The organism is Aeromonas sp. (genome assembly GCF_051657805.1).
Classification (GTDB): Bacteria; Pseudomonadota; Gammaproteobacteria; order Enterobacterales; family Aeromonadaceae; genus Aeromonas.
In genome coordinates, this window is record NZ_JBOFLJ010000024.1 from 227,558 (window position 1) to 252,278 (window position 24,721).

A 24,721-nucleotide genomic window follows, 5' to 3' on the forward strand; every position below is an offset into this window, starting at 1 on the left:
ATTTTCATTTCATTCTTGCTTCTTCACGCCTTCTTTTTGCTTAAAAACAGCACCGAAAGGTAAAAAACTGCAAATTAATGCACGATTAAGCCACACAAGGGGGCTCAAACTGCATATAATGTGCCTGTTTTGCAGCCCGCCATAAGGAGTTCGCCATTGGATGCCACCACCATCAACAGTTTCTTCTTTGTCGCAGCCTTGTTGGTGGGATGCAGTGTCCTGTTAAGCGCGCTCTCTTCCCGTATCGGCATCCCCATCCTGGTCATCTTCCTCGCCGTCGGCATGCTGGCCGGTGAGGATGGCCCCGGCGGCATCCACTTCGCCGACTACTCGGTCGCCTACCTGGTGGGCAACCTGGCTCTCGCCATCATCCTGCTGGACGGCGGCATGCGCACCCGGGTTTCCTCGTTCCGGGTCGCCCTCTGGCCCGCCCTGTCGCTCGCCACCGTCGGGGTGGCCATCACCACGGGCCTGACCGGCCTCGCCGCCGCCTGGCTGTTCGATCTCAATCTGATGCAGGGCATGCTCATCGGCGCCATCGTCGGCTCCACCGATGCGGCGGCCGTCTTCTCCCTGCTCGGCGGACGCAGCCTGAACGAGCGGGTGAGCGCCACCCTGGAGATAGAGTCCGGCAGCAACGATCCCATGGCGGTGTTTCTCACCGTCACCCTGATCGAAGTGCTGGCCACCCAGCAGCAGAGCCTGGACTGGACCTTCCTGCTGCTGCAGCTCGGCAAGCAGTTTGGCCTCGGCGCCGGCATCGGCCTCGCCGGCGGCTGGCTGCTGTGGCGCCTCATCAACACAGCCCGCCTGGCCCCAGGTCTCTATCCCCTGCTCACCGTGAGCGGCGGTCTGCTCATCTTCGCCCTCACCACGGCCCTCGGTGGCAGCGGTATTCTCGCCATCTACCTCACCGGCCTGCTGCTCGGCAACCTCTCCCTGCGCAGCCGCAGCACCACGCTGTCGGTGCTGGACGGCCTGACCTGGCTCAGCCAGATCGGCATGTTCCTGGTATTGGGGCTGCTCGCCACCCCGAGCAACCTGCTGCCCATCGCCCTGCCGGCCCTGGTGCTGGCCGGCTGGATGATACTGTTCGCCCGCCCCGTCTCGGTCTGGATCGGCCTGCTGCCGTTCAAGAACTTCGCCCCCCGGGAGCGCTGGTTCATCTCCTGGGTGGGGCTGCGCGGCGCCGTACCCATCATTCTGGCGGTCTTCCCCATGATGGCGGGGCTGCCGAACGCCCAGCTCTACTTCAACGTCGCCTTCTTCGTGGTGCTGGTCTCCCTCATCCTGCAGGGCAGCTCCTTGCCGCTGGCCTCCCGCCTGGCGCGAGTCGAGGTACCGGCGCCCCCCTCGCCCATCAACCGCTCCGGCCTCGAGATCGATCTCGACAGCCAGTGGGAGACCTTCGTCTATCGTCTGAGCGCCGAGAAGTGGTGCATCGGCTCTCCCCTGCGCGAGCTGCGCATGCCGGAGGGCACCCGCATCTGCGCCCTGTTCCGGGGCCAGGAGCTGCTGCACCCCTCGGGCAGTACCCGGCTGCAGTCCGACGACATCCTCTGCGTCATCGGCCACGAGCGCGATCTCCCCGCCCTCGGCCAGCTGTTCAGCCAGGCGCCGGAGCAGGATCTGGGCCCGCGCTTCTTCGGTGACTTCCTGCTGGAGGCGGCCGCCAAGCTGGTGGATCTCGCCCCGCTCTACGGGCTGGATGTGAGCGAGGTGGCGGATCTGACCCTAGGCGACTTTATCGCTGGCCAGTTGGGCGATAATCTGGTGGTCGGTGACCACTTTGCCTGGCAGGGATTGCTCTGGACGGTGGCCGAGATGGAAGAGGGTGAGCCTCGCAAGATAGGGGTACGCTTCCTGGAAGAAGATCCGGTTTAAGACGCGAGTCTGCCCATAACAATGTGCTCAGCGAGCAGGGAGTTGCCCATGCCTTACCAAACACTGTTGTCTGGTCTCACCCCTCCCTCCCCCAAACTCGGCCTAATCGAGGGCTTCTTCGGCAAGGGCTGGAGCTGGGAGGCCCGCGCCCGCTACGCCCAGTGGCTGCCCCGCCACGGCTACGGCTTCTACATCTATGCCCCGAAAGAGGACGGCTATCTGCGCAAGCACTGGGCCAAGCCCTGGCCTGCGGATCAGCTAGCCGCCCTGCGCCGGCTCGCCCAGCAGTGCCGGGACAACGGCCTCGCCTTCGGGGTGGGCCTGAGCCCCATGGGGGCCCATCATGACTACGATCGCCAGCGCCCCGCCCTGCTGGAGAAGCTGAGGGTCATCGAGCAAGAGCTCCAACCGGACATACTGGCGGTGCTGTTCGACGACATGAAGGGGGATACCCCGGATCTCGCCCACTGGCAGCTCACCATAGCCCACGACATAGCCGCCCACACCCGTACCAGCCGGTTGCTGTTCTGCCCCAGCTACTACTCCACGGATCCCGTGCTGGAGAAGGTATTTGGCGCCATGCCCCCCCACTATCTGCAGGATCTGGGGCAGGGGCTGGACAAGCGCTTCGACATCTTCTGGACCGGCCCCAGGGTCTGCTCCAGCGAATACCCGGCGGCGCACCTCAAGCAGGCCGCCGACTGGCTGCACCGCAAGCCGTTCCTGTGGGACAACTACCCGGTCAACGACGGCAGCAAGGCCAGCAGCTTCCTGCACCTGCGCGCCTTCGAGAATCGCACCGAACTCGGCGACCTGGTGGCGGGCCACGCGGTCAACCCCATGAAGCAGGCGGCCCTCTCCGCGCTACCGCTCGCCACCCTGCCCATGAGCTACCGACTCGGCAAGCAGTACGATCCGGACAAGGCGCTGCACGCCTCCCTCAACGCCACCTGCGGCCCGCAGATCTCCGCCATGATCCAGGCCGATCTGCCGCTCTTCCAGGACATAGGCCTGGCCCAGCTCACCCCTGAGCAGCAGGCCCATCTCAAGGCCCGCTACCTGCCGTTCCAGGATCAGAGCTGTGTCGACGAGATACTGCGCTGGCTGGCGGGGGAATACGTGTTCGATCCGGACTGCCTGACCGACTAGCCAAGTTGCCAGCCGTTCACGAAAAAGGCCACCTCTTGCAGGTGGCCTTTTTGCATGGCGAGGCTATCAGCCGAAGGCCAGCCAGACGCCGACAAACAGCATGAGGGAGCCGGCGATGCGGTTCATCAGGGTGACGTTGCCGCTCTTGGCGAGGAAGTGGCGCAGGGTGCGACCGCCGCTCGCATAGAGCAGCAGGCAGGAGAACTCGATGACCAGGATCAGGGCCACCAGGGCGCTGATCTGCGGCGCCATCGGCTTGGCCGCGTTGATGAAGGGGGGCAGCAGGGAGATCATGAAGGCCCAGCCCTTGGGGTTGGCGATGGCGGTGACGAACCCCTGCACCGCCAGTCCCAACCGGCTCGTCTCCTGCTCCTTCGACAAGTCAGCCGGAATGGCCATCTTGCCCTTGGCCTGCCACATCTGGATGCCGAGCCAGAACAGATAGGCGCCCCCCACGTACTTGAAGGCCGCGAAGATGGCCGGATAGTGCAGCATGACGGCGGCGACCCCCACCACGGAGAGTACGGAAACCAGACCGACCCCGATGAGCTCCCCCCACATCATGTGCAGGGTGCGGCGCACCCCCAGACTCATGCCGAGGGTCATGGCCAGGGTCATGCACATGCCGGGAGTCACGGATACGAAGAAGAACGTGGGAATAAACAGCGCCAGAATAGCGGGATCAATCCAGTGGGACACACTACACCTCCATGGTAACAAGCCATCAATCTTGCCCATCCCCCTCTTTTCACACAAGAAAAAACCTGTGCTGTCGGCCGATTTCAGCCATCGGAGCCCAGCCTGGGCTCTGCTTGTACAAACAAACGGCGATCGTCCTCTGACACACTTGCCAGCGGGCGCGCAGAAGCTGACGCAGCCGATGCTATGACGGCCAGCTGCTGGCGTCATCAGCAGGGCAGGCAAGGATCCCATGACGGGTCACCCCGGAACGTACGCTCTCGCCCATCTGCGAGTCAGCTCAGCCAGTGCGGTGCTATACCCAGCCCCGTTTTAAACGGCTTTTTGAACATTAGGCGCCATTAGGGGCTGGGCTCTATTCGCAAATATGGGTATGGTAGAGGCACGTCACTGCCCCTCACAGAGAACACCATGAGCCTGAAGTTCAAGAAACCCGCCTTTATCGTCCTGGGCCTCATCGCCCTGCTCTCCGCACTCTGGCTCGACTACTACCTGCCGGAGCACACCATCGCCACCATCACAGGGGTCGAGGTGAAGCGTACCGACAAGGACGGCCCCATCAGCCAGAAGAACCCGGCCGACGGCCCCACCGTGGATGTCTATTACATCTACACCGAGCGTCCCGGCGAGAAGATCCGGGTGTTCCGCAACGAGGATACCCTCTGGGGCTGGCCCTTCTACTTCAAGTTCAACGCCGCCGACGTCCAGGCCAAGGCCAAGTCCATGGAGTTCGAGAAGCGCCTGGCCATCATCACCTCCTACGGCTGGCGCGTGAACATGTTCTCCCTGTTCCCGAACGTCACCAAGATCGAGACCACGGCGCCCGACGCCTCCACCTGGAGCTTCTTCCGCTGGTTCTGGTTCGGCATCTGGGCCCTGGTGATGGGCAAGGCCGCCATCGCGACCTGGCGCTACTTCGACCGGCTCGAGGATGAGCTGTAAACCCGGCCTGTCTCATAGCGCGGATAACGGAATCGACCATGACAGAACCCAGCAAGACCCGCACCAGCTTCTACCGGCGCCTCTATGTGGCCTATCTGATCAGCCAGGGGACGGACACTGTGCCCGCCATCATGGCCACCACCGGCATGCCGAGGCGCACCGCCCAGGATACCCTGACGGCGCTGGCGGAGCTCGACATCCTCTGCCTCTTCGAGCAGACCGAGGGGGCACGCCACCTGCAGGGGCACTATCGCATCAGCGACTGGGGTCCCATCAACCCCGCGTGGATTGCGGCTCAGCTACCCGCCATCAAGGACACCCTAGATTATCCCTGAAATTGGATGAGGGCTACGCACTCAGCGACTGGGGACAGATGCAACCCGGACTGGATTGCGGCTCAGCTGCCCGCCATCAAGGAGACCCTCGGTTATCCCTGAGGGTTTGACCAAGCGATAACGACAAGAGGGGAGCCATGGCTCCCCTCTCTCATTGCAATATCCGGCGCTTGGCCCGAGATAGGCGGCTATTCCGGGAAGGGCTCCTCCGGCAGCGGCTCCTCGGACTCCCCCTGGGTGCAGTCGATGATGGAGCGCTTGGGGTTATTCGGGTCGCGCAGCAGCAGGGGCGCCTCCCCCTTGTTGTGCTTCTCCTCGTCGGTGAATTCGCTGCCATAGGCGTTGTGGGTCAGCCGCCTGGCATTGGCGATGGGGGTGTCGACGAAGAGAGCGTGCACCTCAAAGGTGGAGCTCGGGATGAGGAAGCCCGTGATGGGCAGGCCGTGCAACTCCTGATGGGTCTTGTACCAGGCGAAGCCGTCCGCGTTCTTGTAGGGGGTGAAGGTCTTGAGCAGGGGATGGGAGGCCTCCCCCGTCTCGCTGTCGAGATAGAGACCGTCCAGATCGCAGGTCGCCAGCCCCTGCCACATCGACTCGAATGGCGTGGCGCACGCCGTCAGTTGCACACACACCAGCGCTGCCAGCGTCTCTCTTCGCATCCCCCGCCCCTTCTCTGATCCCAGTTATCCGTTGAATGCCTGCAGGCGCCGTACCAGCAGATCGATGAAGCCCTGCCTCTCCAGTCCCAGCAGGACCCGGGCGTTGGCCGGCTTGCCCGTCAAGCCATGGCGATCCACCACCGTCATCCCCACAGTATGGGTGCCCCGGGTTTCCACGCCGACCCAGCAGTCTATCCCGTGGAAGAGCTCCGGCGCCAGCAGCCAGGCGATGGTGCAGGGATCGTGCAAGGGCGCACCGAGGAAACCCCACTTGGGGTCTCTGTGATAGATCATGAAGAAATCGAGCAGCCCGGCCACGCACTGGGCCACAGGGTTCGGGATGGCCCGCACCCGTTCGATGTCCTCGTCCATCACCTGGGCCTCGTGGGTCACATCCAGCCCGCACATGGTGATGGGCAGGCCGGAGCTGAACACCATATCGGCCGCTTCGGGATCCACATAAATGTTGAACTCCGCCGCCGGCGTCCAGTTGCCCGGCCCGGCCGCGCCCCCCATCAGCACGATGCGGGCAATCTTGGGATGGAGCTCCGGGTGGGCGGCCAGCAGCAGGGCGATGTTGGTGAGCGGGCCAGTCGGCACCAGAGTCACCGGCTCCGGGCTCTCCCGCAGTGTCCTGGCCATCAGCTCCAGGGCCGTCATGGCCTGGGGGGCGAAGCCGGGCTCCGGCAGCCTGGGGCCGTCGAGGCCTGACTCGCCGTGTACGTTGTCGGCGATGATGAGTTCCCGGGCCAGGGGCTTGGGCGCTCCCGCCGCCACCGGGATGTCGTGGCGCCCGAGCAGGGTGAGGATGCGCAAGGCGTTGTTGAGGGTCTTGTCCGGGGTCTGGTTGCCCGCACTGGTGGTGACCGCCAGCACCTGCAGCTCCGGGCTCGCCAGCGCCAGGATGAGGGCGATGGCATCATCGTGGCCGGGATCGCAATCGAGAATAACGGGCAACGCCATGGGGAGACTCCTTACAACAAGACAGGGAGACATACCTTAGCAAGCCGCGGCAGGATTAACTCTGGAGGGGGTCACAAAACGGCCCCTTCCCCACGTTATCAAGCAGTTAGCCGCGAGGCGGGCGCCGTCTCAACCCAAATTCGCCGCACCCCCTCCGTTCGGGTATGATCCTCCTCCCTTTTCAGTCCCAGTGCACCATGTCCACCATCATAGATACCTTTATCGCGCCTCCCTGCGCCGCCACCATTGAGATCCTGCACGAGGACGAGCACCTGCTGCTCATCAACAAGCCGAGCGGCCTGTTGAGCCTCTCCGGCAAGAACCCGCTCAATCTCGACTCCGTGCACCACAGGCTGGTGCAGGTGTACCCCGGCTGCACCCTGATCCACCGCCTCGACTTCGGTACCTCGGGGATCATGGTGGTCGCCAGGAACAAGGCCATCAACGCCCTGCTCTGCCAGCAGTTCAGCCAGCGCGCCGTGACCAAGACCTACGAGGCGCAGCTCTGGGGCCACCTCGCCGAGGATGAGGGGGTGATCGACGCCCCCATCGCCAAGGATCCGGCCCTGTTCCCCCTGATGGCGATCTGCGTCGCCCGGGGCAAGCCCGCCCGCTCCCGCTATCGGGTGCTGACGCGCACCGAACGCCTGAACGAGGCCGGTGAGCCCCTGCCCGTGACACGGGTGCGGCTCAGCCCGGAGACGGGCCGCACCCACCAGCTGCGCATCCACTGCCAGTGGCTGGGTCACCCCATTCTGGGATGCGATCTCTACGGCGGCTTGACCCAGCCGGGTACGGAGCGGACACCCAGGCTGATGTTGCACGCCAGTGCCCTGACATTCGTGCATCCGGTGAGCGGCGAGCAGATGGCGGTGACCTGTGCCACGCCGTTTTGATCTGGCAGAAGAGCCGGGGAATGAAACCGGGGGTGAGGCAGTGAGCTGGATGGGGAAAGGGCTGAACGGCAGATAAAGATAGGGGCCGTGCTTTCGCAGCGGCCCCCACCCCCACTCGGTACTCTCTGTTAAGAGAGCGTCAGATCAGCTTGCGGGCGGCGCCCAGCACGATCTTGATCGCATCGGATTCGGTTTTGGCCATGGTCGCGGCACTCGGGATCTCTTGCTGGGTGCGGTTGACGATGATACCCGCCACCATACCGGCGCGCAGGCCCTGGCTGGCACACATGGTCAACAGGGTGGCAGACTCCATCTCGAAGTTCAGCACGCCCATGGATTGCCACTCCTTCATGGAGCCCTGGAAGCGGCTCACCACGCGGCCGGAGTAGGTATCGTAGCGCTCCTGACCCGGGTAGAAGGTGTCGGAGGAGGCGGTAACGCCCACGTGCAGCTTGGAGCCCAGCTCCTTGGCGGTTTCGACCAGTGCGGTGGTGCACTCGAAGTCGGCGACGGCCGGGTACTCCATCGGCGCGAAGTGCAGGCTGGCACCGTCGAGGCGCACTGAACCTGTGGTGACGATGACGTCGCCCACGTTCAGGTGCGGCTGGATGGCGCCCGTGGTGCCGATGCGCAGGAAGGTGCGGATACCCAGCTGGGCCAGCTCTTCCACCGCGATGGAGGTGGAGGGGCCGCCGATACCGGTGGAGCAGATGATGACGGCGGTGCCGCCCATCTCGCCGCGCCAGGTGGTGAATTCACGATGACTGGCCAAATGTACCGGGTTGTCCAACAGTTCTGCGATACGCTTCACGCGCTCGGGGTCGCCGGGAACGATCGCCAGGGTGGCGCCTTGCAGATCAGCTTTCTTCAAACCCAAGTGAAAAACATCAGACATAGTGGACTCCTGGTTGCGCCCCGCCACGGATGGCAGCGTGCAGATAAGATGGTTCTTTATGTAATTTTCAAGCCTGTTTTCCCCTCGTTCGGGAAGGCGCAACTATGGTCGAAAGCGCTTTCCAAATCCTTGAGGCAACTCACAGTTTCACGCATTGACAACCGCCAATTTCATGCAAAACGTTTGCTAACGTGATGAATTAATTGGAAAACGTTTTTCTGTTATCACCGCCTTCCCGCCCCTTGTCAAGGGCCCCTTCCCGGTGGATTGCCAGATCGCGATCGAGTCCACAAAGTTGTAAACCAGATACCATTGAACCCTGTTTCGGGCCAGAGAGGCTGTTATCTTGGCCGCCAATTACCACTAAATGGCTAAATGACGGAGGCCATCATGGCAACATTCAAGTTCTACATCCCCGCGGTCAATCTGATGGGGGCCGGCTGCCTGCAGGAGGCTACCGCCGACATCAAGGGCTATGGCTATCGCAAGGCGCTGATCGTCACCGACCGCATCCTCAACCAGATCGGCGTGGTGGCCAGGGTCGCCGCCCTGCTGGCCGAACAGGGCATAGAGAGCGTCGTGTTCGACGACACCAAGCCCAACCCCACCATGACCAACGTCGAGCAGGGGCTGGCCATGCTCAGCGCCAACCAGTGCGACTGCGTCATCTCGCTGGGCGGCGGCTCCCCCCACGACTGCGCCAAGGGCATCGCCCTGGTGGCGGCCAACGGTGGCAGCATTCAGGACTACGAGGGGGTGGATCGCTCCGCCAAACCCCAACTGCCTCTCATCGCCATCAACACCACCGCCGGCACCGCCTCCGAGATGACCCGTTTCTGCATCATCACCGACGAGGCCCGTCACGTGAAGATGGCCATCGTCGACAAACACGTCACCCCCCTGATGTCGGTCAACGACCCCGAGCTGATGCTGGCCAAGCCCGCTGGCCTCACCGCCGCCACCGGCATGGATGCCCTGACCCACGCCATCGAGGCCTATGTCTCCATCGCCGCCACCCCGGTGACCGATGCCAGCGCCATCATGGCCATCCAGCTCGTCGCCAGACACCTGCGCACCGCGGTCCACCAGGGGGATGATCTGCAGGCCCGCGAGCAGATGGCCTATGCCCAGTTCCTGGCCGGCATGGCCTTCAACAACGCGAGCCTCGGCTATGTGCACGCCATGGCGCACCAGCTCGGCGGCTTCTACGACCTGCCCCACGGCGTCTGCAATGCGGTGCTCCTGCCCCACGTGCAGGCCTACAACGCCCAGGTGAGCGCCGCCCGTCTCAAGGAGGTGGCCCGCCACATGGGGGTGGACGTGAGCGCCATGAGCGACGAGCAGGGGGCCGCCGCCGCCATTGCCGCCATCAAGACGCTGGCCCGGGATGTGAATATCCCCGCCGGTCTGGAGCAGCTCGGGGTCAAGGCCGACGACTTCGACGTGCTGGCCACCAATGCCCTCAAGGATGCCTGTGGCTTCACCAACCCCAAGCAGGCGACTCACGCCGAGATAGTCGATATCTTCCGGGCCGCCATGTAGGCCTTGCCCCGCTTTGCCAAGGGCCGCCTCGCGGCCCTTTTTATTGGCAGGTGGATCAATGGCTTTTTACTTCCGCACAGGGAGTGGGTATGATTTGCCGAGCTAAAAAAGACTGTATGGATGATCTGAACCCGATATGCGGATGAAACACCTGATTGCCGCGGCCTTGACCGCCCTCACCCTGTCCGGTTGCAGCCTGGTCTATCGCATCGATATTCCCCAGGGCAACTACGTAGAACAAAAGCAGGTCGACAAACTGCGTCAGGGCATGACGCGCGAGCAGGTCGTGTACGTGCTGGGTTCCCCCATGCTGCGGGACGGTTTCGACCCCAATACCTGGTATTACCTCTATGAGTTCACGCCCGGCCGCGGCGACAAGGAACGCAAGGAGCTGACCCTGAACTTCGTGGGTGACCGGCTCTCCACCGCCACCGGTGACTTCCCGCTCCCGGCGGCCTTCACCACCCCGCTCTGATTGCACACAAAACCGGCCCCGGCCGGTTTTGTGTTTCTGGGGGCCGGCATCCCGAACTAGGGTGTCCGGGTTGAAGCGCGCGCCGGCTTGGCCCAAGGTTGAAGGGCCTCCATCCACACAGGGCCTGAGTGCCACACCGGGAGATCCCATGAGCCAGATCCTCATCGCCGGCGCCACCGGCCTCATCGGCCGCGAGCTCGTCCGCCAGCTCGGCGCCGACCACGCGCTGACCCTGCTCTGCCGCACGCCGGGGGAACCGGCCCCGAACCGCCACTGGTTGCCGGTGGACTTCGAGCAGTTGGATGAGACCACTCTACCCGCCCCCGTCGACATCGCCTTCTGTTGCCTCGGCACCACCCGCAAGGATGCAGGCTCGGATGCCGCCTTTCGCCGGGTCGATCACGACTATGTGCTGGCCTTCGCCGCCCTCGCCCGTCGCCACGGCTGCCGCCGCCTGCTGATCGTCTCGAGCCTGGGCGCCAACCCCCACTCCCCCGCCCTCTACCCCCGCACCAAGGGGGAGATGGAGCAGGCCCTGCTGGCCCTGGAGTGGCAACGGCTCGCCATAGTGCGCCCCGCCATGCTGCTCGGGGATCGCCAGCCACCGCGCACCTCGGAGCTGCTCATCCAGGCTGTCTATCCCCTGGTCAAGCCCCTGCTGCGCGGGCGCTTCACCCGCTGGCGCGCCATCGAGGCGCGCCAGGTGGCCCACGCCCTGACGGTGCTCGCCGATCAGGAAGAAGGCATCGACATCGTGGAGAATGAGAGACTGCTAGCCCTGTGACGACTTCGCTTGACAGGCGATATCGAGACCGCAGGGTATAGATGCAGCAAGAAACAAAAAGAGGCGCCATGGCGCCTCTTTTCGATGCGGATGTGGCCTGGCCCGTCAGGCCGGGTCGCCATCGTCCCGCTTGCGGTGCACGTCGGGGCGCCCGCCGGTGACCACATCGGCACGTCCCTCCTCTTTGGCCTTCTCGGCCCGCTTCTTGCGCATCTCCTTCGGATCGGCGATCAGGGGGCGGTAGATCTCGATGCGGTCCCCGTCCTGCACCGGCTCGCTGCCCTTGACCGGGCGGCTGTAGATGCCGAACTTGTTGACCGCGAGATCGATCTCCGGGTGCTTGCCGACGATGCCTGACTGCTCGATGGCGGCCAGCACGCTGGTGCCGGGGACGACCCGGATGCGCAGTACCGTCTGACGCTCCGGCAGGGCGTAGGCGACTTCGATATTGAGCAGATCAGACACCGTACACCACCTTGGCGCGATTGGAGAAGGCCAGCACCATGGAGCTCACCAGCTCGCGGAAGATCTGACCGAAGGCGAGCTCGATGAGCTTGGAGGTGAATTCGAAATCGAGATCGAACTCCACCTTGCAGGCGTCCACATCCAGCGGCGTGAAGGTCCACCAGCCCGCCAGTGTCTTGAAGGGCCCCTCCACCAGCTCCATCTTGATGGCGCGGTTGGCATCGAGCCGATTGCGGGTGGTGAAGGTCTTGGCGATGCCCGCCTTGGCCACATCCACCGAGGCGGTCATGTAGTCTTCACCCGCCTCGTGAACGCGGCTGCCGACACAGCCCGGCAGGAATTCGGGGTAAGCGTGAACGTCGTTGACCAGCCGGAACATCTGTTCCGCGCTGAACATCACCAGGGCACTGCGAGTAATACGGGGCATGGGGTTTCCTCATCCAATCGCCGGGATTTTATCACCTTGCTGGCCAAAATCCTCCCCACAACTGCGCACATCGCCGCCATTCGCGCCATCGGGCGCCTGACAGCCTCCCTCAACCGGTCGCCTGTCACCCCTCCAGTCAAAATAACCCCATAACTGCCTATAAAGCAGACAGTCGAGCGGCTGCGCGTTTTACAGCCGCCGCCGCCCACGTATAATGCGCCTTCATCAACATCGCCTAAGGCCCCCGTCATGAGCAAAAAGAACAGTAAAAACAAAGCCGGGTCCAGCACCATTGCACTCAACAGAACCGCCCGTCACGAGTACTTCATCGAAGAGCGCGTGGAAGCCGGCCTGTCCCTGCAAGGGTGGGAAGTCAAATCCCTGCGGGCGGGCAAGGCCAACATCAGCGAAGCCTATGTCATCTTCCTGCAGGGAGAGGCCTTCCTGTTCGGCTCCAGCTTCCTGCCCCTCAACGCCGCCTCCAGCCACGTGGTGTGCGACCCGACCCGCACCCGCAAGCTGCTGCTGAGTCGCCGCGAACTCGACAAGCTCGAGAGCCTGACCGCCCGCCAGGGCTACACAATCGTGCCGCTGGCCCTCTACTGGAAGGAGTGCTGGGTCAAGGTCGAGATCGGCCTGGTGAAGGGCAAGAAGGAACACGACAAGCGGGAAGACACCAAGGCCCGCGAATGGGATCGGGAAAAAGCCCGCATCATGAAGAACAAGAACCGCGGCTGATCCCATCGGGTCGCCCAATAAACCAGCAATCGACCGGCCCGGGCCGGTCGATTGCCATCAACGCCTTGCCATGACAGGTTTTTTGCGTACAATCGCTCTAGACAACTTGGGGCTGATTCTGGATTCGACAAGATTCACGAAACCCAAGGTGCATGCCGAGGTGCGGTAGGCCTCGTTAATAAACCGCAAAAAAATAGTCGCAAACGACGAAAACTACGCACTCGCAGCTTAATAACCTGCGCTGAGCCCTTCTCCCCTAGCTTGCCTGTGTCCTAGGGAAATGGAAGGTCATCCTTCACAGGATCGTGTGGAAGTCCTGCTCGGGGCGGAAGCATTAAAACCAATCGAGCTAGTCAATGCGTGGCGTGTCTCTCCGCAGCGGGTTGGCGAATGTAAAGAGTGACTAAGCATGTAGTGCCGAGGATGTAGTAATTTTGGACGGGGGTTCAAATCCCCCCAGCTCCACCAAATAATGTTCCGGCCGGGAACGAAGAAGTACAAAAACCCGCAAGATTCAACGTCTCGCGGGTTTTTTGTTGTCCGCAGTAGTCCGAGCGAGTCGCCTAAATCCAGTCATAAGAGTAACATCTACGGTCACATTGGTTTTGTAACACTGGTTTTGGTGTTACTGCTGGGGGGATGTGCCGTGAGCAAAGACAAGAATCGGCTACAGCACCTTTATCGATTGCCGGGTATGGGTAAAGCATCAAGGGTCTATGTGCTGACCGAACGTGTATTGACCGATGAGGATGATAGCCGAGAATACAAATAGCGTTAGCCAACAGGGACCATAAAGACCACATCATACTCAGGTCATAATCGCTCCACGTGCGCGCGTGAAAGAAAGAAGAAAAAATGGTGGTTACAGTGGTTACATGGCTACAGAAAAATAACCAAAGCCTCATGTATCAAGAGATTCCGCTGTAACCACTGACATAAAATTGAATGGTTACACATTGGTTACACTGGTTAATCTCGATCTAAATGTTTACTCTGGTATCTGACGTATTAGTCAAGATAGTAAACTCTTTCAAAAATGGACGTATCAAAAAGGGTGCTTTATTATGCAAGCACCCTCTAGGCTAAGTTATATATAGCTTATGTGAATGATACCTCTGCAGGACCGACTTTAATTACATCGGTATTATCGACTTTAACACCAACTCCGTGTTCTGAATCACCATCCCAAGTGAAGACAAGCCCATATATACTTTTTTCATCATGAAAGGCATACACTTTGACTAATTTGAAATCAACAGTATCAGAATGGTATTTTCTTTTAATATACTCGGATATTGCTTCATTAACTTTCGAATTCATCTCGCGCTGGTTATTACGAAGATACTCAACATCCGTGATGAATTTACCATCAATTTCATAGGTCTCGAGATTTACAACCTGGACAGGAACATCTACAAATGATTCCAATGTAATATCACAGCAAATACCTTCGTCATCTTCATAAAAACCAATTGCATCCATGGCTATCTCCGAGATCATTTGATTACATTACTCAAGAATGCCTGCAATTTATTTTTTCGTTAAAAAACCGGCGCAATGCCGGTATAATGATATAAACCTAAAGCTCAAGTTTATACTTTTTTAATATCGTTTAGCTTTTCAAGATCGTGAACTATCCTTCGTTCAATTTGTACGGCTGGCCAAACAATAAATTCTTCAATACCAGAGTGAGTTGAATTCTCTATAGATAACTCATGCCCTCCTTTCCAAATCGAGCGATTTTCTCGAGGACCGATAAGAAAAGTAATTTCACTATACTTAGAGTCTCTTTCTTTATCGTAATCAGTCGAACCAACTAGCCTCCATCTCTTCTTCTTAATAGCTTCACCAGCGACAGTTACTGGATTGAAAAGGCGAGAAGAACTAATGATTTCCGAAAGTGGTATGTTTATGCTTCCTTGAATATTAAACACTTCGATGATAAGACCATTTCCCCCTCTATGTTCAATTACCCTAGCAAAACAGAAAGTCATTCCTTCCTTAGTAAAATCATAGCGAGAAAAACTTGTCAGCCCACTAACATCTGTTAAAAACAATGGAATTGAGTATACATCGCCAGCTTTCATGCCCCCCCCTTCTTAGGGTCAATCACATCAACTAAAAACCAGCTGGAATCATACTCCAACAAGATTATCACTCGTAACCTTGATGTATCCTTTAGGAGGTGGTGGCAGCTCAGGGTATAATATTGTTTTTTGCTTGTCCCAGTTAATTCCAGTTTTATAAAAATTGCTAATGCGCTCTAATAAAACATCTGGCTTTCCCACCACCCCGTGATACTCAAATGAGTATAGTATATCGCGATGCTTTTCAGCATCTAATAAAGGCACTATAATATCCACATTATTTGGATCATATATTTTACCATGTTTTTCAAGTCTTAGGCCAGGTAGGCCTGTAGACGGTCTTACCTCTGAACTGAATGCCAAACTCATTGAAGGTTGTGGTCTATCGTTGACTTTAACTATACTCGTCACTTGCATTGAGAATAGTTTTAATAGCCTATGTGCCGCGACCACAATGGTGAATAAAATGGGGGTAGTGCTGAGATCCTCACCTTCCCATGAGTTATTTTTTCTCAGGTTGTCGAAAACATCCATGCAACAATCTTCTCTCAATTGAGCCAAAATGTATCCATGCTCCGGCACTTCAATAGAGAAGACAGTATCAACTTGTAAATCTTTTTTCCTAACGACCATATTAGTCGACCCTCTTAACACCCTTTAGGTGGTTTGTTGTTATGCTCATCAGCCTTACGTAAATACTCATCCCTTCTAGGGTTGTTTGGGCCTACAGGATTTTGTTTGTTTGATGTTCCTTCTAATCCACCTAGCTCTTCAAATCGCCGCTGTTCTAAGCCTCTTGCGGTAGATTTCCCCTCTATCCCCTCCCCTCGGTAGAACGGCTTAGGTTCGATATCAAATGCGTCGTAGTTATTACCATATCTATAATCTAAAACATCTTGAGCGCTATGGCCGAATCCCGGCTTACTTGCATAACCGACATAGGGTTTTCCATCTTTTATACCTTGATACGTGATATGGGTCGCATTAGCTGGATCACCCACCCACCCCAGCGGGTCCACCCATTCCAACGGGTTATGTACATACCCTTGTGGTCTAAGCCCCCCAGCAAATCCTATCGGGTCTGACGAGATATACTGCCCCAATTCAGGGTCAAAGTAACGGTGGCGGTTGTAGTAGAGACCTGTTTCCTGATCATGAAGCTGACCCTGATAGCGTAACTCGCAGTAGGTTTCTTCATTCGCAGTATCCCCTAAGAAACGCCTGAGCTGTTACGGTATCGTATCGGTGCGATGGTTGCCCCAAAAGAGCTGTTCACCCCGCCAGACAATATCTCCCTCTTCACTGCAAAGCTCTCTGGCAGTTCCCGATGCGGAAGAAGGGATAACGGTCGCTCGCTGGCGGCAACGGCGATGTGCGAGTTTGAAGAGTTGATGGCGGAGAAAATCAGTCTGCATAACTACAAACGGCCAAGTGGGAAAAGTAATGGCATATGTAAGAGCGATAAACAAACTGGATGCCCTTGGTCTGCCAGTCAGAAAGCCCCAAGGGTAACGGTCACTTGGGGCTACAGCAGTTGTGGCTTGATAGTTTATTTTGGAAACAATGCCTTGTTCGCTCCAACTAGGCGGCTGAGGACATCGTAACGATAGTGGCAAGGCAGGATATCTAGCGCGGCTGGTAATGAATAACGCGGTAACTGTCCCGAGTTTTATTGTCATTTATCATTCACGAACGCCCAATTACGCTTCGCTAGCCGAGCCTAGGGCCATATATTCCCTGATTTTTCCATACTTAATTTACAATCTCTGGTAAAGCTTCTCTCAAAACTTCCAACTCATTTTTGTTTGCTTTAATCCAAAGTTTTTTCAAGCTTGGCATCGAAGCCAAGACATCCACTGTCTCTTTATTCTTAATTACATTCGTCTCAATCAGATACAACGCAAAAATATTTTTATTTCCACGTAATTCGTCAATACTAGACAACTGTGGGTTCCCACTGAGATCTAGAATTCTTACTCTATCAAGAGTTGGAATGATCGAGCCAATATCTAGTTTTTGACATTTATTTAAAGATAAATAACTTAAACCCTGGATGTTCCCAGTAATCTCAGCGAGTTTGCTTGCATGAGACACACTTAATGACTCTACTGAGTTCGAGTATAAATTTATCGATTCCAATGAACGAACAATGGAGAAGTTTAATGAAATTGCGACATCTATTTTCACATTAATAACTTTAGAGTTAAATATGTTGACATGCTTAACACCACTAACCAACTCAGACGTTTCATTTCGCTCCAAATAACCTTTTCGAATGAACGCCATTATTGCTTTCCAATCATCACGCTGCCACTCAGAGTTATATACACAATCCAAAACTGGCAATATAGAATCGAAGGTAGGCAATGATTCTTCCCACCGCTGCCACTCGGATACATTTTCTGGTGCCAATTTTATATATTTTTTAAACGATGAGATATCCATGCTATCACTTAATTAAAATAAGGGTTGTTGAAGTCAGAAAGTCCATCACTTCCGGTATATTTTTTCGGTAATGCCTCCAATCAGTTGAGTGTGTATGATGGTGGCTTTTGAGGCTCAGCATTTCTCATGGCCACCATCAACGTCCATTACCCTCGCTGCCAATCCGACCGCGTCTACCGCCATGGCAAGACCCCAGCGGGTCATGCCCGTTACCGCTGCCCTGCTTGCCCTCATGTCTTCCAGCTCACCTATACCTACGAGGCCCGCAAACCCGGGGTGAAAGACAAGATTGTCGACATGACCTTCAATGGCGCCGGCATCCGTGACACCGCTCGAGTGCTTAAGATTGGCATCAACACCGTCCTGCGCACCTTAAAAAACTCAACCCAAGGCAAGTAACCTCTAACCAAGCCGCGCTGGACGATGTAGCCCTTATCTGCGAACTCGATAAGCAGTGGTCCTTCGTCGGTAACAAAGCACTGCGAAACTGGCTCTGGTATGCCTTTGACACCAAGCGAAAGCGAGTTGTGGCCTACACCTTTGGCCCCCGGACTGATGCCACATGCCGTCAGTTGTTAGCCTTGCTCTCACCGTTTCAGATAAGGTTCATCACCAGCGATGACTGGGGCAGCTACGCCAGGGAAGTCCCGGCTGAGAAGCATCTGACCGGGAAGATATTCACGCAGCGGATTGAGCGTAATAACCTGACACTTCGAACCCGGATCAAACGGCTGGCTCGCAAGACCATCTGCTTTTCGCGCTCTGTCGATTTGCACGAGAAGGTGATCGGTGCCTTTATCGAGAAATACCATTTAAACTGATTGGAGGCATTACCAGGAATTTCAACAAAATCATCAAAAACTCATTTCCTTCCTTTGAAGCTGCGACTTCAGATATATTACCTATTTTACTGCAAGTAAAAACGCCAACACTTCACTGACGCTTGGCTACCAACACATCCAATCACGTAACATTAATGCAACCTCTGCTAATGGCAAAAATTACAAGCCATTGAGCACTGGTATATAGCAATCAAGATTTTCATCGAACTGCAGACTATCAAACTGAACCCCAGAATACTTTAACCTTACGAAAGCAGAGTAATAATCACAATGTCTCGTAATAAATTTAGGGTAAGTTTTCACATCATCATCCGTAGCATCAAACGTGTCGCCAGTTACATAATTTAGGCATTTGAGCCTGCTTGGTAGTCCATATACTACTATAGGATTTACAGGGAACCTAGGGTTGTCATATATAACTTTACGTAGTAACTCCCACTTTGGGTACATTGCATTTTTTATCTTAGCAAAAACAACCACATCGATTAGCCACCCCTCAATCAAAAGTGGTCTACTAAAAGCAGAGATAACATCCTTGCAACTGTTCGATTTAAAATCAAATATATTCACAATGAGAAACTGCTCATCATAAACAATATACCCGAAACCAAACTCACCGTTTTCAAGCGGAATGTAAAAACAAGTACCTACATCAATTTTTTTCATACGCCCCCACGAAGTTAGCATTTTTTCTTCGAAGATGAATGTGATGACATTCTATTTCTATAATTTTCATCAAACGCTTTGGCCCTCTTATCATTAGGATCATTCAATCTGCTGGGGTCGTAAGAGCGGGCACGGTTGCCTGCTCCAGCATTAAATTTACCATCTTCTGTGTAGACTCCACGCTGAGAAGTATCTAACGTTTTGTAATGTTCAATATCCGCTTGTTCATACCCTCTGACTTGAGCATGAGTAAGGTCGCTCTCAACCTCTACAAGCTCATAACCACGCCCCAGTCTTCCTGAATTTGTATGCTGTGTTGTTCTCGTCCGAACATCCTTTGTTATCCCGACATACACAACATCATCACCTTTCATGATGTGATACAAACTCCACCCTTTATCATCAAGGGCAACGAGCCCTAACGGATCCACCCACTCCAGCGGGTTATGCACATACCCTTGTGGCCTCAGCCCTCCTGCAAATCCTATCGGGTCCGACGAGATATACTGCCCCAACTCAGGGTCAAAGTAACGGTGCCGGTTGTAGTAAAGCCCCGTCTCCTGGTCATAGATCTGACCCTGATAACGTAATTCGCAGTAGGTCTCTTCGTTGGCTGCATCCCCGAGGAAGCGTCTGAGCTGTTGTGGGATAACATCGGCGCGATAGTTGCCCCACAGCCGCTGCTCACCACGCCAGAGGATGTCACCAGCTTCACTGCACAGCTCGCGGGCGGTGCCCGCCACATCGGTCACGATATAGTGCAGACGCTCGCCCTCTGCTTCGACTTCCCACTGTGCCAGCGGTCTGAAGCTGCCCGGCTCATAGACCCACTGCACTTGACGGGCGGCGTTGCCATCGGCCCGGTAGCTTTGTTGCTGTACCATCTGGTCACCATCCCAGCGATAATGAACCCGGGTAATGGCGGCCAACGCTGACACCTGACCTTCCCGCTCCTTGCCAATACGGCGGCCAAAGGGGTCGTAGCGATAACGCCAGCGGCTGCCATCCGGCAAAGTAACTCGCTGCAGGCGGTCGTGGGCATCCCACCGGAACTCGGTGGTTTGGGAGCGGAATCCGGGCCGTGATACCACCTTTTCACACAAACGCCCGCATTTGTCATAGCGGTACTGACGTTGCCCAATCTGGCTAACTCTGCCTGCTTCATCATACTGACGCAGCGGCTCGGCCTGTGCCTGCTGGCTGGACAGCGGTTGCCCATCGCTTGGCAGAATATGGGAGAGCTCGCAGAGATTCAGTTCACTGTCATAGCCAAACAGTCGGGCCTGACGCTCGTGACCGCGCTTGCTGCGCTCAGCCACCACCTGACCGTTGCCATTGAGCTTCCAGCCCTGTTCGCCCCAGTGGCTGTCGTTGACCCCAACCAGGCGGTCGAGGGCATCATACTGATAGTGACGCGACAGGGTGTCGGGTACAGCGCCGCTCGCCGGCACCAGGGATTGAGAGAGCAAGAGCCCAGTCGCGCTCCACCCCTGATTGAGGGTAAAACCGGCCTCACTCTGGCGCACCTGCTCACGCCCTTGCCGGTCATGGGCAAACTGCAGGGGCTGGCGGCTGCCCACGGTGAGCTGGGTCAGTCGCCCTTGCTGCCAAGCCAGCCCCAGTGGCGCCAGCAAGCCGGTGATGGTCTCACGCTGGCCAGCCTCGCCGTAACGACTCTCGATACTCTCGCCATTGACGCGCTCGCACACCACCCGCCCCAGCACATCCCACTCGTATTCCACCAGGGCATCTGCATTGCTGGCTCGCAGCAAACGACCGGCAGCGTCATAGGCAAAATGAGTCTCCCCCTCACGCTCGCCATGCTCACGCAAAGCTTCAACTCTGCTTAACCGCCCCAACGCATCGTAGTGATAGTGCAGCTCGGCGTTATCCGGCGCACGACGCAAGACAAGCTGGCCGACCATATCATAACGGTAGTCATAGCGACGACCGTCGTAGTGTACCTCTCTGGCCACCCGGCCACAGTGGTCAAACTCATACCGCCAACTACGCCCTAGGCTGTTGGTAACACCGGCAAACTCACTCTCGGCATTGTAGTAATAACGGGTAGTCGCCCCCAGCGGGTCGGTCACGCTCTGGAGGTTGTCAAAGGCGCTATAGGCAAGTTGATGTTGCTGACCAAGGGCATCAGTCAGTCGCACCAGATTGCCTTCGATATCATAATCGAAGCGGCTTTCGGTGCCATCTTCATAGATAACCTTGCTTGGCTGCTGCTCGTGATGGCGATACTCCCAGCGACGAACCAAGGTGTGTTGGTCACTCTGCTGATAACGGGCAACCAAACGATCCTGCGGGTCGTACTCAAAGCGCCAGGGCGCACCTACTGCCGGCTCGTAGCGAACCAGCAAGCCACGTGGGGTATATTGCCATTGACTACGCAGCCCACTCGGATCGGTCATGGCCGAAAGCAACCCTTGGGGGGTATATTCATGACTCCAAGTTTGCCCCATAGGATTCGTCACCGTCTCAAGCTGCCCCAGATGGTTATAGCTGTATTGCCAAGGTTGACCGAGGGGATCGATATAGGCCTGCAGCCTACCCGCCTCATCGTAGCCATAATGGTGTGTCGTGCCATCGGGCAAGATAATCTGGGTGACTTGACCCCATTCGTTACGCTCAAACTCGGTACGCTGGCCCAGCGGATTGACCAGCGCAGCTAACTGATTGTTCATCCACTCAAAGCGGGTCTCGCCGCCATCTGGCTCACGGCGCAGTAGGATATTGTTACGCTCATCCCTCACATAGGTGGTAACACCACCAAAACCACTGTGGTAGTAACTGGTAAGGTTGGTATCGTCATAACGGAAGTAGCCATCCCAATAGTTGTCGGCGCAGCGGTTGACCAGACAGCGCCCCTGCACATCGTACTCATGCTCAACCCAGGTCTGGGCCAGATCACTCCAGCGGGTGAGCCACCCTTGCGGTGAATACTGATAGTCAAAACTGCGCCCGGCTCCGGCCCGCACCTCAAGCAGCTCACCATTGGCATCATACTCATAACGGGAGAGCTGGCGCGGAGGGTCAAATTCCGACATTACCAAGGTGAGCGCCCTGACATAGCGCCCCTGATGACTGACCCGAATATAGCGGCCATCGGCTAGCAGCACGCGTACCAACCGACCCCGTTCCCATACCCAACGCATGGTGTTGTCATAGGCATCGCTCATGGACGTCAGGTAGAGGTGAGGACCACGGGCATGCTCGAACCCATAACGACGACCATCCAAATGATGCAGTTGCAGCAGACCTTCAGTACGGGTCAGCCGCCACTCAGGGTTAGAGAGGCTTTGCGCCCACTCCCCCTCATCAGGTAGGGTAAAGAAGGCTTGGTTAAATTCACCATCGGTGAAGACAACCATGCCTCCTTGCAGCTCCAGTGACATGTCCCATTCCGTACGCCAGAGCGAACCCAGGATGCCGGGCCGACGCGGCCCGCCAGAGCGGTAGTAACGAGTAAATCCAACTGGCAACAAGCTGGCTAAGCGCCAATCCTCCCGGCGTTCGAACACGAAACCGGTGGCCATGTCGACCGGCTCACCTTTCCCTTGGCACGTTTTTGTTGAGGCACAGTTAGTACCATCTGCCTGCCCAGCTTGGGTTGTTTCGGTGGGAGGTTTATCGAGATCACCATCACCCTTGTTGCGGCCGGCATTGACGCCTTCAGGCAGTTCAGCTCGCCCTTTCGCCCGAGGTGAACCAGTGACACGGGTGACCACCTTGCCAATAAATTCATCAAATTTTGCTGCTATATAGGCAAGTGCTGAGTCGTATTTTGCCGAGAGTTTCTCCAGCGCGTGGATAATCCCGGTAATTTGCTCCTTCATCATGGCAATCAACCAGCGGTTGCTCGCCGGGTCTATCAGCATTTTCTTCAGGGCCGCAATCACCTGCAGCAAAATGGCTTTGGCTTTTTGCCCATATGTCGATATCTGGGAACGTAGCTCCGTCAACCCTTTAATCAGGTTGCCATTAGACAGGCTGCGAATAGTCTTGATGGCAAACTGGATCGCCTTCCTATCGCCCAGTTTCAATGCCTTGATAATGGCCTTACCACTGACCTTGATGGCATCACCAAAGCCGGGGATAACTCCTATCAAGCACAGCGCCCCTCCCGCCAAGTGCAGATTATCATCCAGCTTTGCTGGCTCCTTGTAGGAGACGTAACCCCACTCACCAATCGCATACAGGTCGATGACCTGACCAACCACAGGAACAAACCCCAGCAGTACTTCACACACCAAGAGTACCGCTTCATTGCTGCTGGCCTTATCACCTAACTCAGCAGCTAAGCTGTGATGTATCTTGTTGACGGCAACTTTGAGCTCACGGCTACCTTTGTTTATTTTTTTATCCAATTCCCAAAAGCGCTTGTAGGCCTGGTTGTACTTGTCCGGAACACTATTGAAAATCCCACCGAGCATACCGACGTCATCGACATCAACTTCATCTGCGTCACTGTCAGAGGCGTCATATTCAATAAGTCCTTGCTGGCGCAGAATAAGAAACAACGTGAAATATTCGGCAGCTAATGCAGCATGGGCAGGATTGGATTGAAAGACCGGGTTATTTTGCAACGTTTCCTGAGGTTTGAATGAGTCACTCCCTTCTTCCAGCAGTAATTCAAAAGGGCCGCACCCCATATCCTTTATCTTACAGAGTCCATTTTTATCCGTCTTGCCACTGATCTCTTTCTTATTGCTGTCTGTCAACACGAAAGGGGCATTAGGGACTGGTTTCCCATCGTCATAATGATAATGAATGATGACTTCACAGCCACACTTTACGCATCCGCCAGAAATGATGTTATCGGTCGAAAAGTTGTTCTTGGCAGCCTCATCACTGGACATCAGGCTTGCTGTTTTATTTTTACTCATGAGTCCCTCAACCTATTCCTTATCCAATTCATGAAGTGCCTGTTCAAACAACCTATCCATGCGGTTTTGTTGACCAACTAATTCGATTGGGTCATCCATTATTTTTTTTGCCCAGGGAAACGCCATAAACCCCGCCGGCATTTCCAATTTGAGACTCAAGAAACGGATAACATCTTGTTGATTCTTGAACCCATGGGAGGTTGCTTCTTTCTCACCTTCTTTGACGAAATAGAACAACTGTTCTGGCTGCCACCCCTTAACCACCTGATGATGCGCTTGGATATGCGCAACATACTCATCGTGTGCAATACGATCTGATTGCGAGTTCAATGCAGACCATTGAGTGGGCGACAACTGTTGGGGTGTGCGTCCAGCAAGGTCATGTTCAACCCGCTCAACAAGATTGAGATGTTCACATCCGCCCTCGGGTGACACATCGATGATCTTGGCGCTAGGGCCAAACAGCGCAGTGGCTTCGGCGGGAGAGCTTGCCATCAAAAGGGGCTTAACCACCTGCCAATCACTGAGCCGCAATATGGCAGTCTCATTTTCGGGTGTCTCTATCCAGGACCACTGCCGCAGATGAGCCAGCAATGCTTGCAACTGCTGGAGCGGCGTATACGCCAACATGAACCAATCGAGTTGCAGCATCAGCCCCCATCCAGCTTGATGGATGACAAGGCGCTGGAGCTCTGGCCAACTTCCACGATGAACCGGGATGAGATAAGGCGAGATAGTGCTATGCAGCTTTCCCGTCTCCCCCCAATACAGCCTGGTCTGTTCGAGGCTGCCACCCCATTTTTCAGCCAAGCTGGGCACAGCATCATTGATGGCTGCCTCGGCAAACATGAACAGACCTTGCCCATCAAGCAGGCTCTGCCACTCATCATCGTTATACCTACCAGATACCATCATCTTGTTATCGGTCACGCA

The 24,721-nt window shown here is 56.4% G+C and carries 25 protein-coding genes, 1 other RNA gene and 2 pseudogenes; 12 read left to right on the forward strand and 16 right to left on the reverse strand.

Annotation, left to right across the window (positions count from 1 at the left end; translation table 11 throughout):
* Nucleotides 1-156 precede the first annotated feature (156 nt).
* Nucleotides 157-1,884: a potassium/proton antiporter gene (locus ACRCYW_RS10105; protein WP_438549984.1), complete on the forward strand. Its 1,728-nt coding sequence runs from the start codon at nucleotides 157-159 to the stop codon at nucleotides 1,882-1,884.
* Nucleotides 1,885-1,932: 48 nt separating this feature from the next.
* Nucleotides 1,933-3,033, forward strand: a complete 1,101-nt coding sequence (locus ACRCYW_RS10110; protein WP_438549985.1) for a beta-N-acetylglucosaminidase domain-containing protein — start codon at nucleotides 1,933-1,935, stop codon at nucleotides 3,031-3,033.
* Nucleotides 3,034-3,099: 66 nt separating this feature from the next.
* On the opposite strand, the gene ACRCYW_RS10115 is transcribed toward ACRCYW_RS10110, so the two are convergent.
* Complete coding sequence (locus ACRCYW_RS10115) at nucleotides 3,100-3,732, reverse strand: LysE family translocator (protein ID WP_438549986.1); 633 nt, start codon at nucleotides 3,730-3,732, stop codon at nucleotides 3,100-3,102.
* A 411-nt stretch (nucleotides 3,733-4,143) separates the two neighbouring features.
* On the opposite strand from ACRCYW_RS10115, the gene ACRCYW_RS10120 reads away from it, so the two are divergent.
* A complete protein-coding gene (locus tag ACRCYW_RS10120) occupies nucleotides 4,144-4,674 on the forward strand; it encodes a DUF1523 family protein (protein WP_438549987.1) in 531 nt (176 codons plus the stop codon).
* A gap of 38 nt (nucleotides 4,675-4,712) precedes the next feature.
* Nucleotides 4,713-5,009, forward strand: coding sequence for a winged helix-turn-helix domain-containing protein (locus ACRCYW_RS10125; protein ID WP_438549988.1), 297 nt, complete (start codon nucleotides 4,713-4,715; stop codon nucleotides 5,007-5,009).
* Nucleotides 5,010-5,197: 188 nt separating this feature from the next.
* On the opposite strand, the gene ACRCYW_RS10130 is transcribed toward ACRCYW_RS10125, so the two are convergent.
* Both ACRCYW_RS10130 and rihA read right to left on the reverse strand, forming a co-directional pair.
* Nucleotides 5,198-5,668, reverse strand: a complete 471-nt coding sequence (locus ACRCYW_RS10130) for a hypothetical protein (RefSeq protein ID WP_438549989.1) — start codon at nucleotides 5,666-5,668, stop codon at nucleotides 5,198-5,200.
* 24 nt (nucleotides 5,669-5,692) lie between these two features.
* On the reverse strand, nucleotides 5,693-6,631 hold the full coding sequence (gene rihA, locus ACRCYW_RS10135) for a pyrimidine-specific ribonucleoside hydrolase RihA (protein WP_438549990.1): 939 nt from the start codon (nucleotides 6,629-6,631) through the stop codon (nucleotides 5,693-5,695).
* Nucleotides 6,632-6,828: 197 nt separating this feature from the next.
* Here rihA and ACRCYW_RS10140 point away from each other — a divergent pair, with 197 nt between their 5' ends.
* Nucleotides 6,829-7,527, forward strand: coding sequence for an RluA family pseudouridine synthase (locus ACRCYW_RS10140; RefSeq protein WP_438549991.1), 699 nt, complete (start codon nucleotides 6,829-6,831; stop codon nucleotides 7,525-7,527).
* Between the two features lie 139 nt (nucleotides 7,528-7,666).
* Here the strand turns inward: ACRCYW_RS10140 and udp are convergent, their stop codons facing one another.
* Entirely contained in the window at nucleotides 7,667-8,422 is a 756-nt protein-coding gene (gene udp, locus ACRCYW_RS10145; protein ID WP_438549992.1) for a uridine phosphorylase, read from the reverse strand.
* 390 nt (nucleotides 8,423-8,812) lie between these two features.
* Between udp and yiaY the strand changes: the two genes are divergently transcribed.
* From yiaY to ACRCYW_RS10160, 3 genes are all read left to right on the forward strand, one after another.
* Nucleotides 8,813-9,964, forward strand: coding sequence for an L-threonine dehydrogenase (gene yiaY, locus ACRCYW_RS10150; RefSeq protein ID WP_438549993.1), 1,152 nt, complete (start codon nucleotides 8,813-8,815; stop codon nucleotides 9,962-9,964).
* A gap of 136 nt (nucleotides 9,965-10,100) precedes the next feature.
* Nucleotides 10,101-10,439: an outer membrane protein assembly factor BamE gene (locus ACRCYW_RS10155; protein WP_349918784.1), complete on the forward strand. Its 339-nt coding sequence runs from the start codon at nucleotides 10,101-10,103 to the stop codon at nucleotides 10,437-10,439.
* Between the two features lie 148 nt (nucleotides 10,440-10,587).
* Nucleotides 10,588-11,223 (forward strand): NAD(P)H-binding protein, encoded by a 636-nt coding sequence (locus ACRCYW_RS10160; protein ID WP_438549994.1) that lies wholly within the window; start codon nucleotides 10,588-10,590, stop codon nucleotides 11,221-11,223.
* A gap of 105 nt (nucleotides 11,224-11,328) precedes the next feature.
* Here ACRCYW_RS10160 and ACRCYW_RS10165 read toward each other — a convergent pair whose 3' ends face one another.
* Together ACRCYW_RS10165 and ACRCYW_RS10170 are read right to left on the reverse strand one after the other, a co-directional pair.
* A complete protein-coding gene (locus ACRCYW_RS10165) occupies nucleotides 11,329-11,688 on the reverse strand; it encodes an RnfH family protein (protein WP_438549995.1) in 360 nt (119 codons plus the stop codon).
* Nucleotides 11,681-12,115, reverse strand: a complete 435-nt coding sequence (locus tag ACRCYW_RS10170; protein ID WP_438549996.1) for an SRPBCC family protein — start codon at nucleotides 12,113-12,115, stop codon at nucleotides 11,681-11,683. The genes ACRCYW_RS10165 and ACRCYW_RS10170 overlap by 8 nt, the downstream gene beginning before the upstream one ends.
* A 249-nt stretch (nucleotides 12,116-12,364) precedes the next feature.
* Here ACRCYW_RS10170 and smpB point away from each other — a divergent pair, with 249 nt between their 5' ends.
* Both smpB and ssrA read left to right on the forward strand, forming a co-directional pair.
* Nucleotides 12,365-12,853 carry an SsrA-binding protein SmpB gene (gene smpB, locus ACRCYW_RS10175; RefSeq protein WP_025326288.1) on the forward strand — a complete coding sequence of 163 codons (489 nt, stop codon included), beginning with the start codon at nucleotides 12,365-12,367 and terminating at the stop codon, nucleotides 12,851-12,853.
* 108 nt (nucleotides 12,854-12,961) lie between these two features.
* Nucleotides 12,962-13,321, forward strand: a transfer-messenger RNA (tmRNA) gene (gene ssrA, locus ACRCYW_RS10180).
* A gap of 630 nt (nucleotides 13,322-13,951) precedes the next feature.
* Here ssrA and ACRCYW_RS10185 read toward each other — a convergent pair.
* From ACRCYW_RS10185 to ACRCYW_RS10210, 6 genes and pseudogenes are all read right to left on the reverse strand, one after another.
* Complete coding sequence (locus ACRCYW_RS10185; RefSeq protein ID WP_438549997.1) at nucleotides 13,952-14,335, reverse strand: hypothetical protein; 384 nt, start codon at nucleotides 14,333-14,335, stop codon at nucleotides 13,952-13,954.
* Nucleotides 14,336-14,445: 110 nt separating this feature from the next.
* Nucleotides 14,446-14,940: an Imm26 family immunity protein gene (locus tag ACRCYW_RS10190; RefSeq protein WP_438549998.1), complete on the reverse strand. Its 495-nt coding sequence runs from the start codon at nucleotides 14,938-14,940 to the stop codon at nucleotides 14,446-14,448.
* Nucleotides 14,941-14,988: 48 nt separating this feature from the next.
* Nucleotides 14,989-15,573: a hypothetical protein gene (locus ACRCYW_RS10195; protein WP_438549999.1), complete on the reverse strand. Its 585-nt coding sequence runs from the start codon at nucleotides 15,571-15,573 to the stop codon at nucleotides 14,989-14,991.
* A 14-nt stretch (nucleotides 15,574-15,587) separates the two neighbouring features.
* Nucleotides 15,588-15,941 (reverse strand): hypothetical protein, encoded by a 354-nt coding sequence (locus ACRCYW_RS10200; RefSeq protein ID WP_438550000.1) that lies wholly within the window; start codon nucleotides 15,939-15,941, stop codon nucleotides 15,588-15,590.
* Nucleotides 15,942-15,956: 15 nt separating this feature from the next.
* Nucleotides 15,957-16,139 (reverse strand): annotated as a pseudogene (locus tag ACRCYW_RS10205) (RHS repeat-associated core domain-containing protein); the annotation flags it as partial.
* 30 nt (nucleotides 16,140-16,169) lie between these two features.
* On the reverse strand, nucleotides 16,170-16,283 hold the full coding sequence (locus tag ACRCYW_RS10210) for an RHS domain-containing protein (protein WP_438550487.1): 114 nt from the start codon (nucleotides 16,281-16,283) through the stop codon (nucleotides 16,170-16,172).
* On the opposite strand from ACRCYW_RS10210, the pseudogene ACRCYW_RS10215 reads away from it, so the two are divergent.
* Nucleotides 16,248-16,452, forward strand: a pseudogene (locus ACRCYW_RS10215) (IS5/IS1182 family transposase); the annotation flags it as partial. The gene ACRCYW_RS10210 and the pseudogene ACRCYW_RS10215 sit on opposite strands and share 36 nt — an antisense overlap.
* Before the next feature lie 240 nt (nucleotides 16,453-16,692).
* On the opposite strand, the gene ACRCYW_RS10220 reads toward ACRCYW_RS10215, so the two are convergent.
* Entirely contained in the window at nucleotides 16,693-17,385 is a 693-nt protein-coding gene (locus tag ACRCYW_RS10220) for a hypothetical protein (protein ID WP_438550001.1), read from the reverse strand.
* A 126-nt stretch (nucleotides 17,386-17,511) separates the two neighbouring features.
* On the opposite strand from ACRCYW_RS10220, the gene ACRCYW_RS10225 reads away from it, so the two are divergent.
* A protein-coding gene (locus tag ACRCYW_RS10225) for an IS1 family transposase (protein ID WP_438550002.1) occupies nucleotides 17,512-18,206 on the forward strand; the annotation gives its coding sequence in 2 pieces (ribosomal slippage) (nucleotides 17,512-17,758 and nucleotides 17,758-18,206; 696 coding nt in all).
* Between the two features lie 180 nt (nucleotides 18,207-18,386).
* Here ACRCYW_RS10225 and ACRCYW_RS10230 read toward each other — a convergent pair.
* From ACRCYW_RS10230 to ACRCYW_RS10240, 3 genes are read right to left on the reverse strand one after another with little or no spacing between them, the layout of a single operon-like run.
* On the reverse strand, nucleotides 18,387-18,893 hold the full coding sequence (locus ACRCYW_RS10230; protein WP_438550003.1) for an Imm26 family immunity protein: 507 nt from the start codon (nucleotides 18,891-18,893) through the stop codon (nucleotides 18,387-18,389).
* A gap of 14 nt (nucleotides 18,894-18,907) precedes the next feature.
* A complete protein-coding gene (locus tag ACRCYW_RS10235) occupies nucleotides 18,908-23,788 on the reverse strand; it encodes an RHS repeat-associated core domain-containing protein (protein ID WP_438550004.1) in 4,881 nt (1,626 codons plus the stop codon).
* Nucleotides 23,789-23,800: 12 nt separating this feature from the next.
* Nucleotides 23,801-24,718: a DUF4123 domain-containing protein gene (locus tag ACRCYW_RS10240; protein ID WP_438550005.1), complete on the reverse strand. Its 918-nt coding sequence runs from the start codon at nucleotides 24,716-24,718 to the stop codon at nucleotides 23,801-23,803.
* Between the last annotated feature and the right edge of the window lie 3 nt (nucleotides 24,719-24,721).

Excerpts from the sequence above, each read along its gene's own strand:
- ACRCYW_RS10120 (WP_438549987.1), top strand. The coding sequence starts at position 4,144 with ATGAGCCTGAAGTTCAAGAAACCCGCCTTTATCGTCCTGGGCCTCATC.
- ACRCYW_RS10125 (WP_438549988.1), top strand. The coding sequence starts at position 4,713 with ATGACAGAACCCAGCAAGACCCGCACCAGCTTCTACCGGCGCCTCTAT.
- yiaY (WP_438549993.1), top strand. The coding sequence starts at position 8,813 with ATGGCAACATTCAAGTTCTACATCCCCGCGGTCAATCTGATGGGGGCC.
- rihA (WP_438549990.1), bottom strand. The coding sequence starts at position 6,631 with ATGGCGTTGCCCGTTATTCTCGATTGCGATCCCGGCCACGATGATGCC.
- ACRCYW_RS10170 (WP_438549996.1), bottom strand. The coding sequence starts at position 12,115 with ATGCCCCGTATTACTCGCAGTGCCCTGGTGATGTTCAGCGCGGAACAG.
- ACRCYW_RS10155 (WP_349918784.1), top strand. The coding sequence starts at position 10,101 with ATGCGGATGAAACACCTGATTGCCGCGGCCTTGACCGCCCTCACCCTG.
- ACRCYW_RS10195 (WP_438549999.1), bottom strand. The coding sequence starts at position 15,573 with ATGGTCGTTAGGAAAAAAGATTTACAAGTTGATACTGTCTTCTCTATT.
- ACRCYW_RS10140 (WP_438549991.1), top strand. The coding sequence starts at position 6,829 with ATGTCCACCATCATAGATACCTTTATCGCGCCTCCCTGCGCCGCCACC.
- smpB (WP_025326288.1), top strand. The coding sequence starts at position 12,365 with ATGAGCAAAAAGAACAGTAAAAACAAAGCCGGGTCCAGCACCATTGCA.
- ACRCYW_RS10185 (WP_438549997.1), bottom strand. The coding sequence starts at position 14,335 with ATGGATGCAATTGGTTTTTATGAAGATGACGAAGGTATTTGCTGTGAT.
- ACRCYW_RS10160 (WP_438549994.1), top strand. The coding sequence starts at position 10,588 with ATGAGCCAGATCCTCATCGCCGGCGCCACCGGCCTCATCGGCCGCGAG.
- ACRCYW_RS10235 (WP_438550004.1), bottom strand. The coding sequence starts at position 23,788 with ATGAGTAAAAATAAAACAGCAAGCCTGATGTCCAGTGATGAGGCTGCC.
- ACRCYW_RS10130 (WP_438549989.1), bottom strand. The coding sequence starts at position 5,668 with ATGCGAAGAGAGACGCTGGCAGCGCTGGTGTGTGTGCAACTGACGGCG.
- ACRCYW_RS10220 (WP_438550001.1), bottom strand. The coding sequence starts at position 17,385 with ATGGATATCTCATCGTTTAAAAAATATATAAAATTGGCACCAGAAAAT.
- ACRCYW_RS10230 (WP_438550003.1), bottom strand. The coding sequence starts at position 18,893 with ATGAAAAAAATTGATGTAGGTACTTGTTTTTACATTCCGCTTGAAAAC.
- ACRCYW_RS10190 (WP_438549998.1), bottom strand. The coding sequence starts at position 14,940 with ATGAAAGCTGGCGATGTATACTCAATTCCATTGTTTTTAACAGATGTT.
- udp (WP_438549992.1), bottom strand. The coding sequence starts at position 8,422 with ATGTCTGATGTTTTTCACTTGGGTTTGAAGAAAGCTGATCTGCAAGGC.
- ACRCYW_RS10110 (WP_438549985.1), top strand. The coding sequence starts at position 1,933 with ATGCCTTACCAAACACTGTTGTCTGGTCTCACCCCTCCCTCCCCCAAA.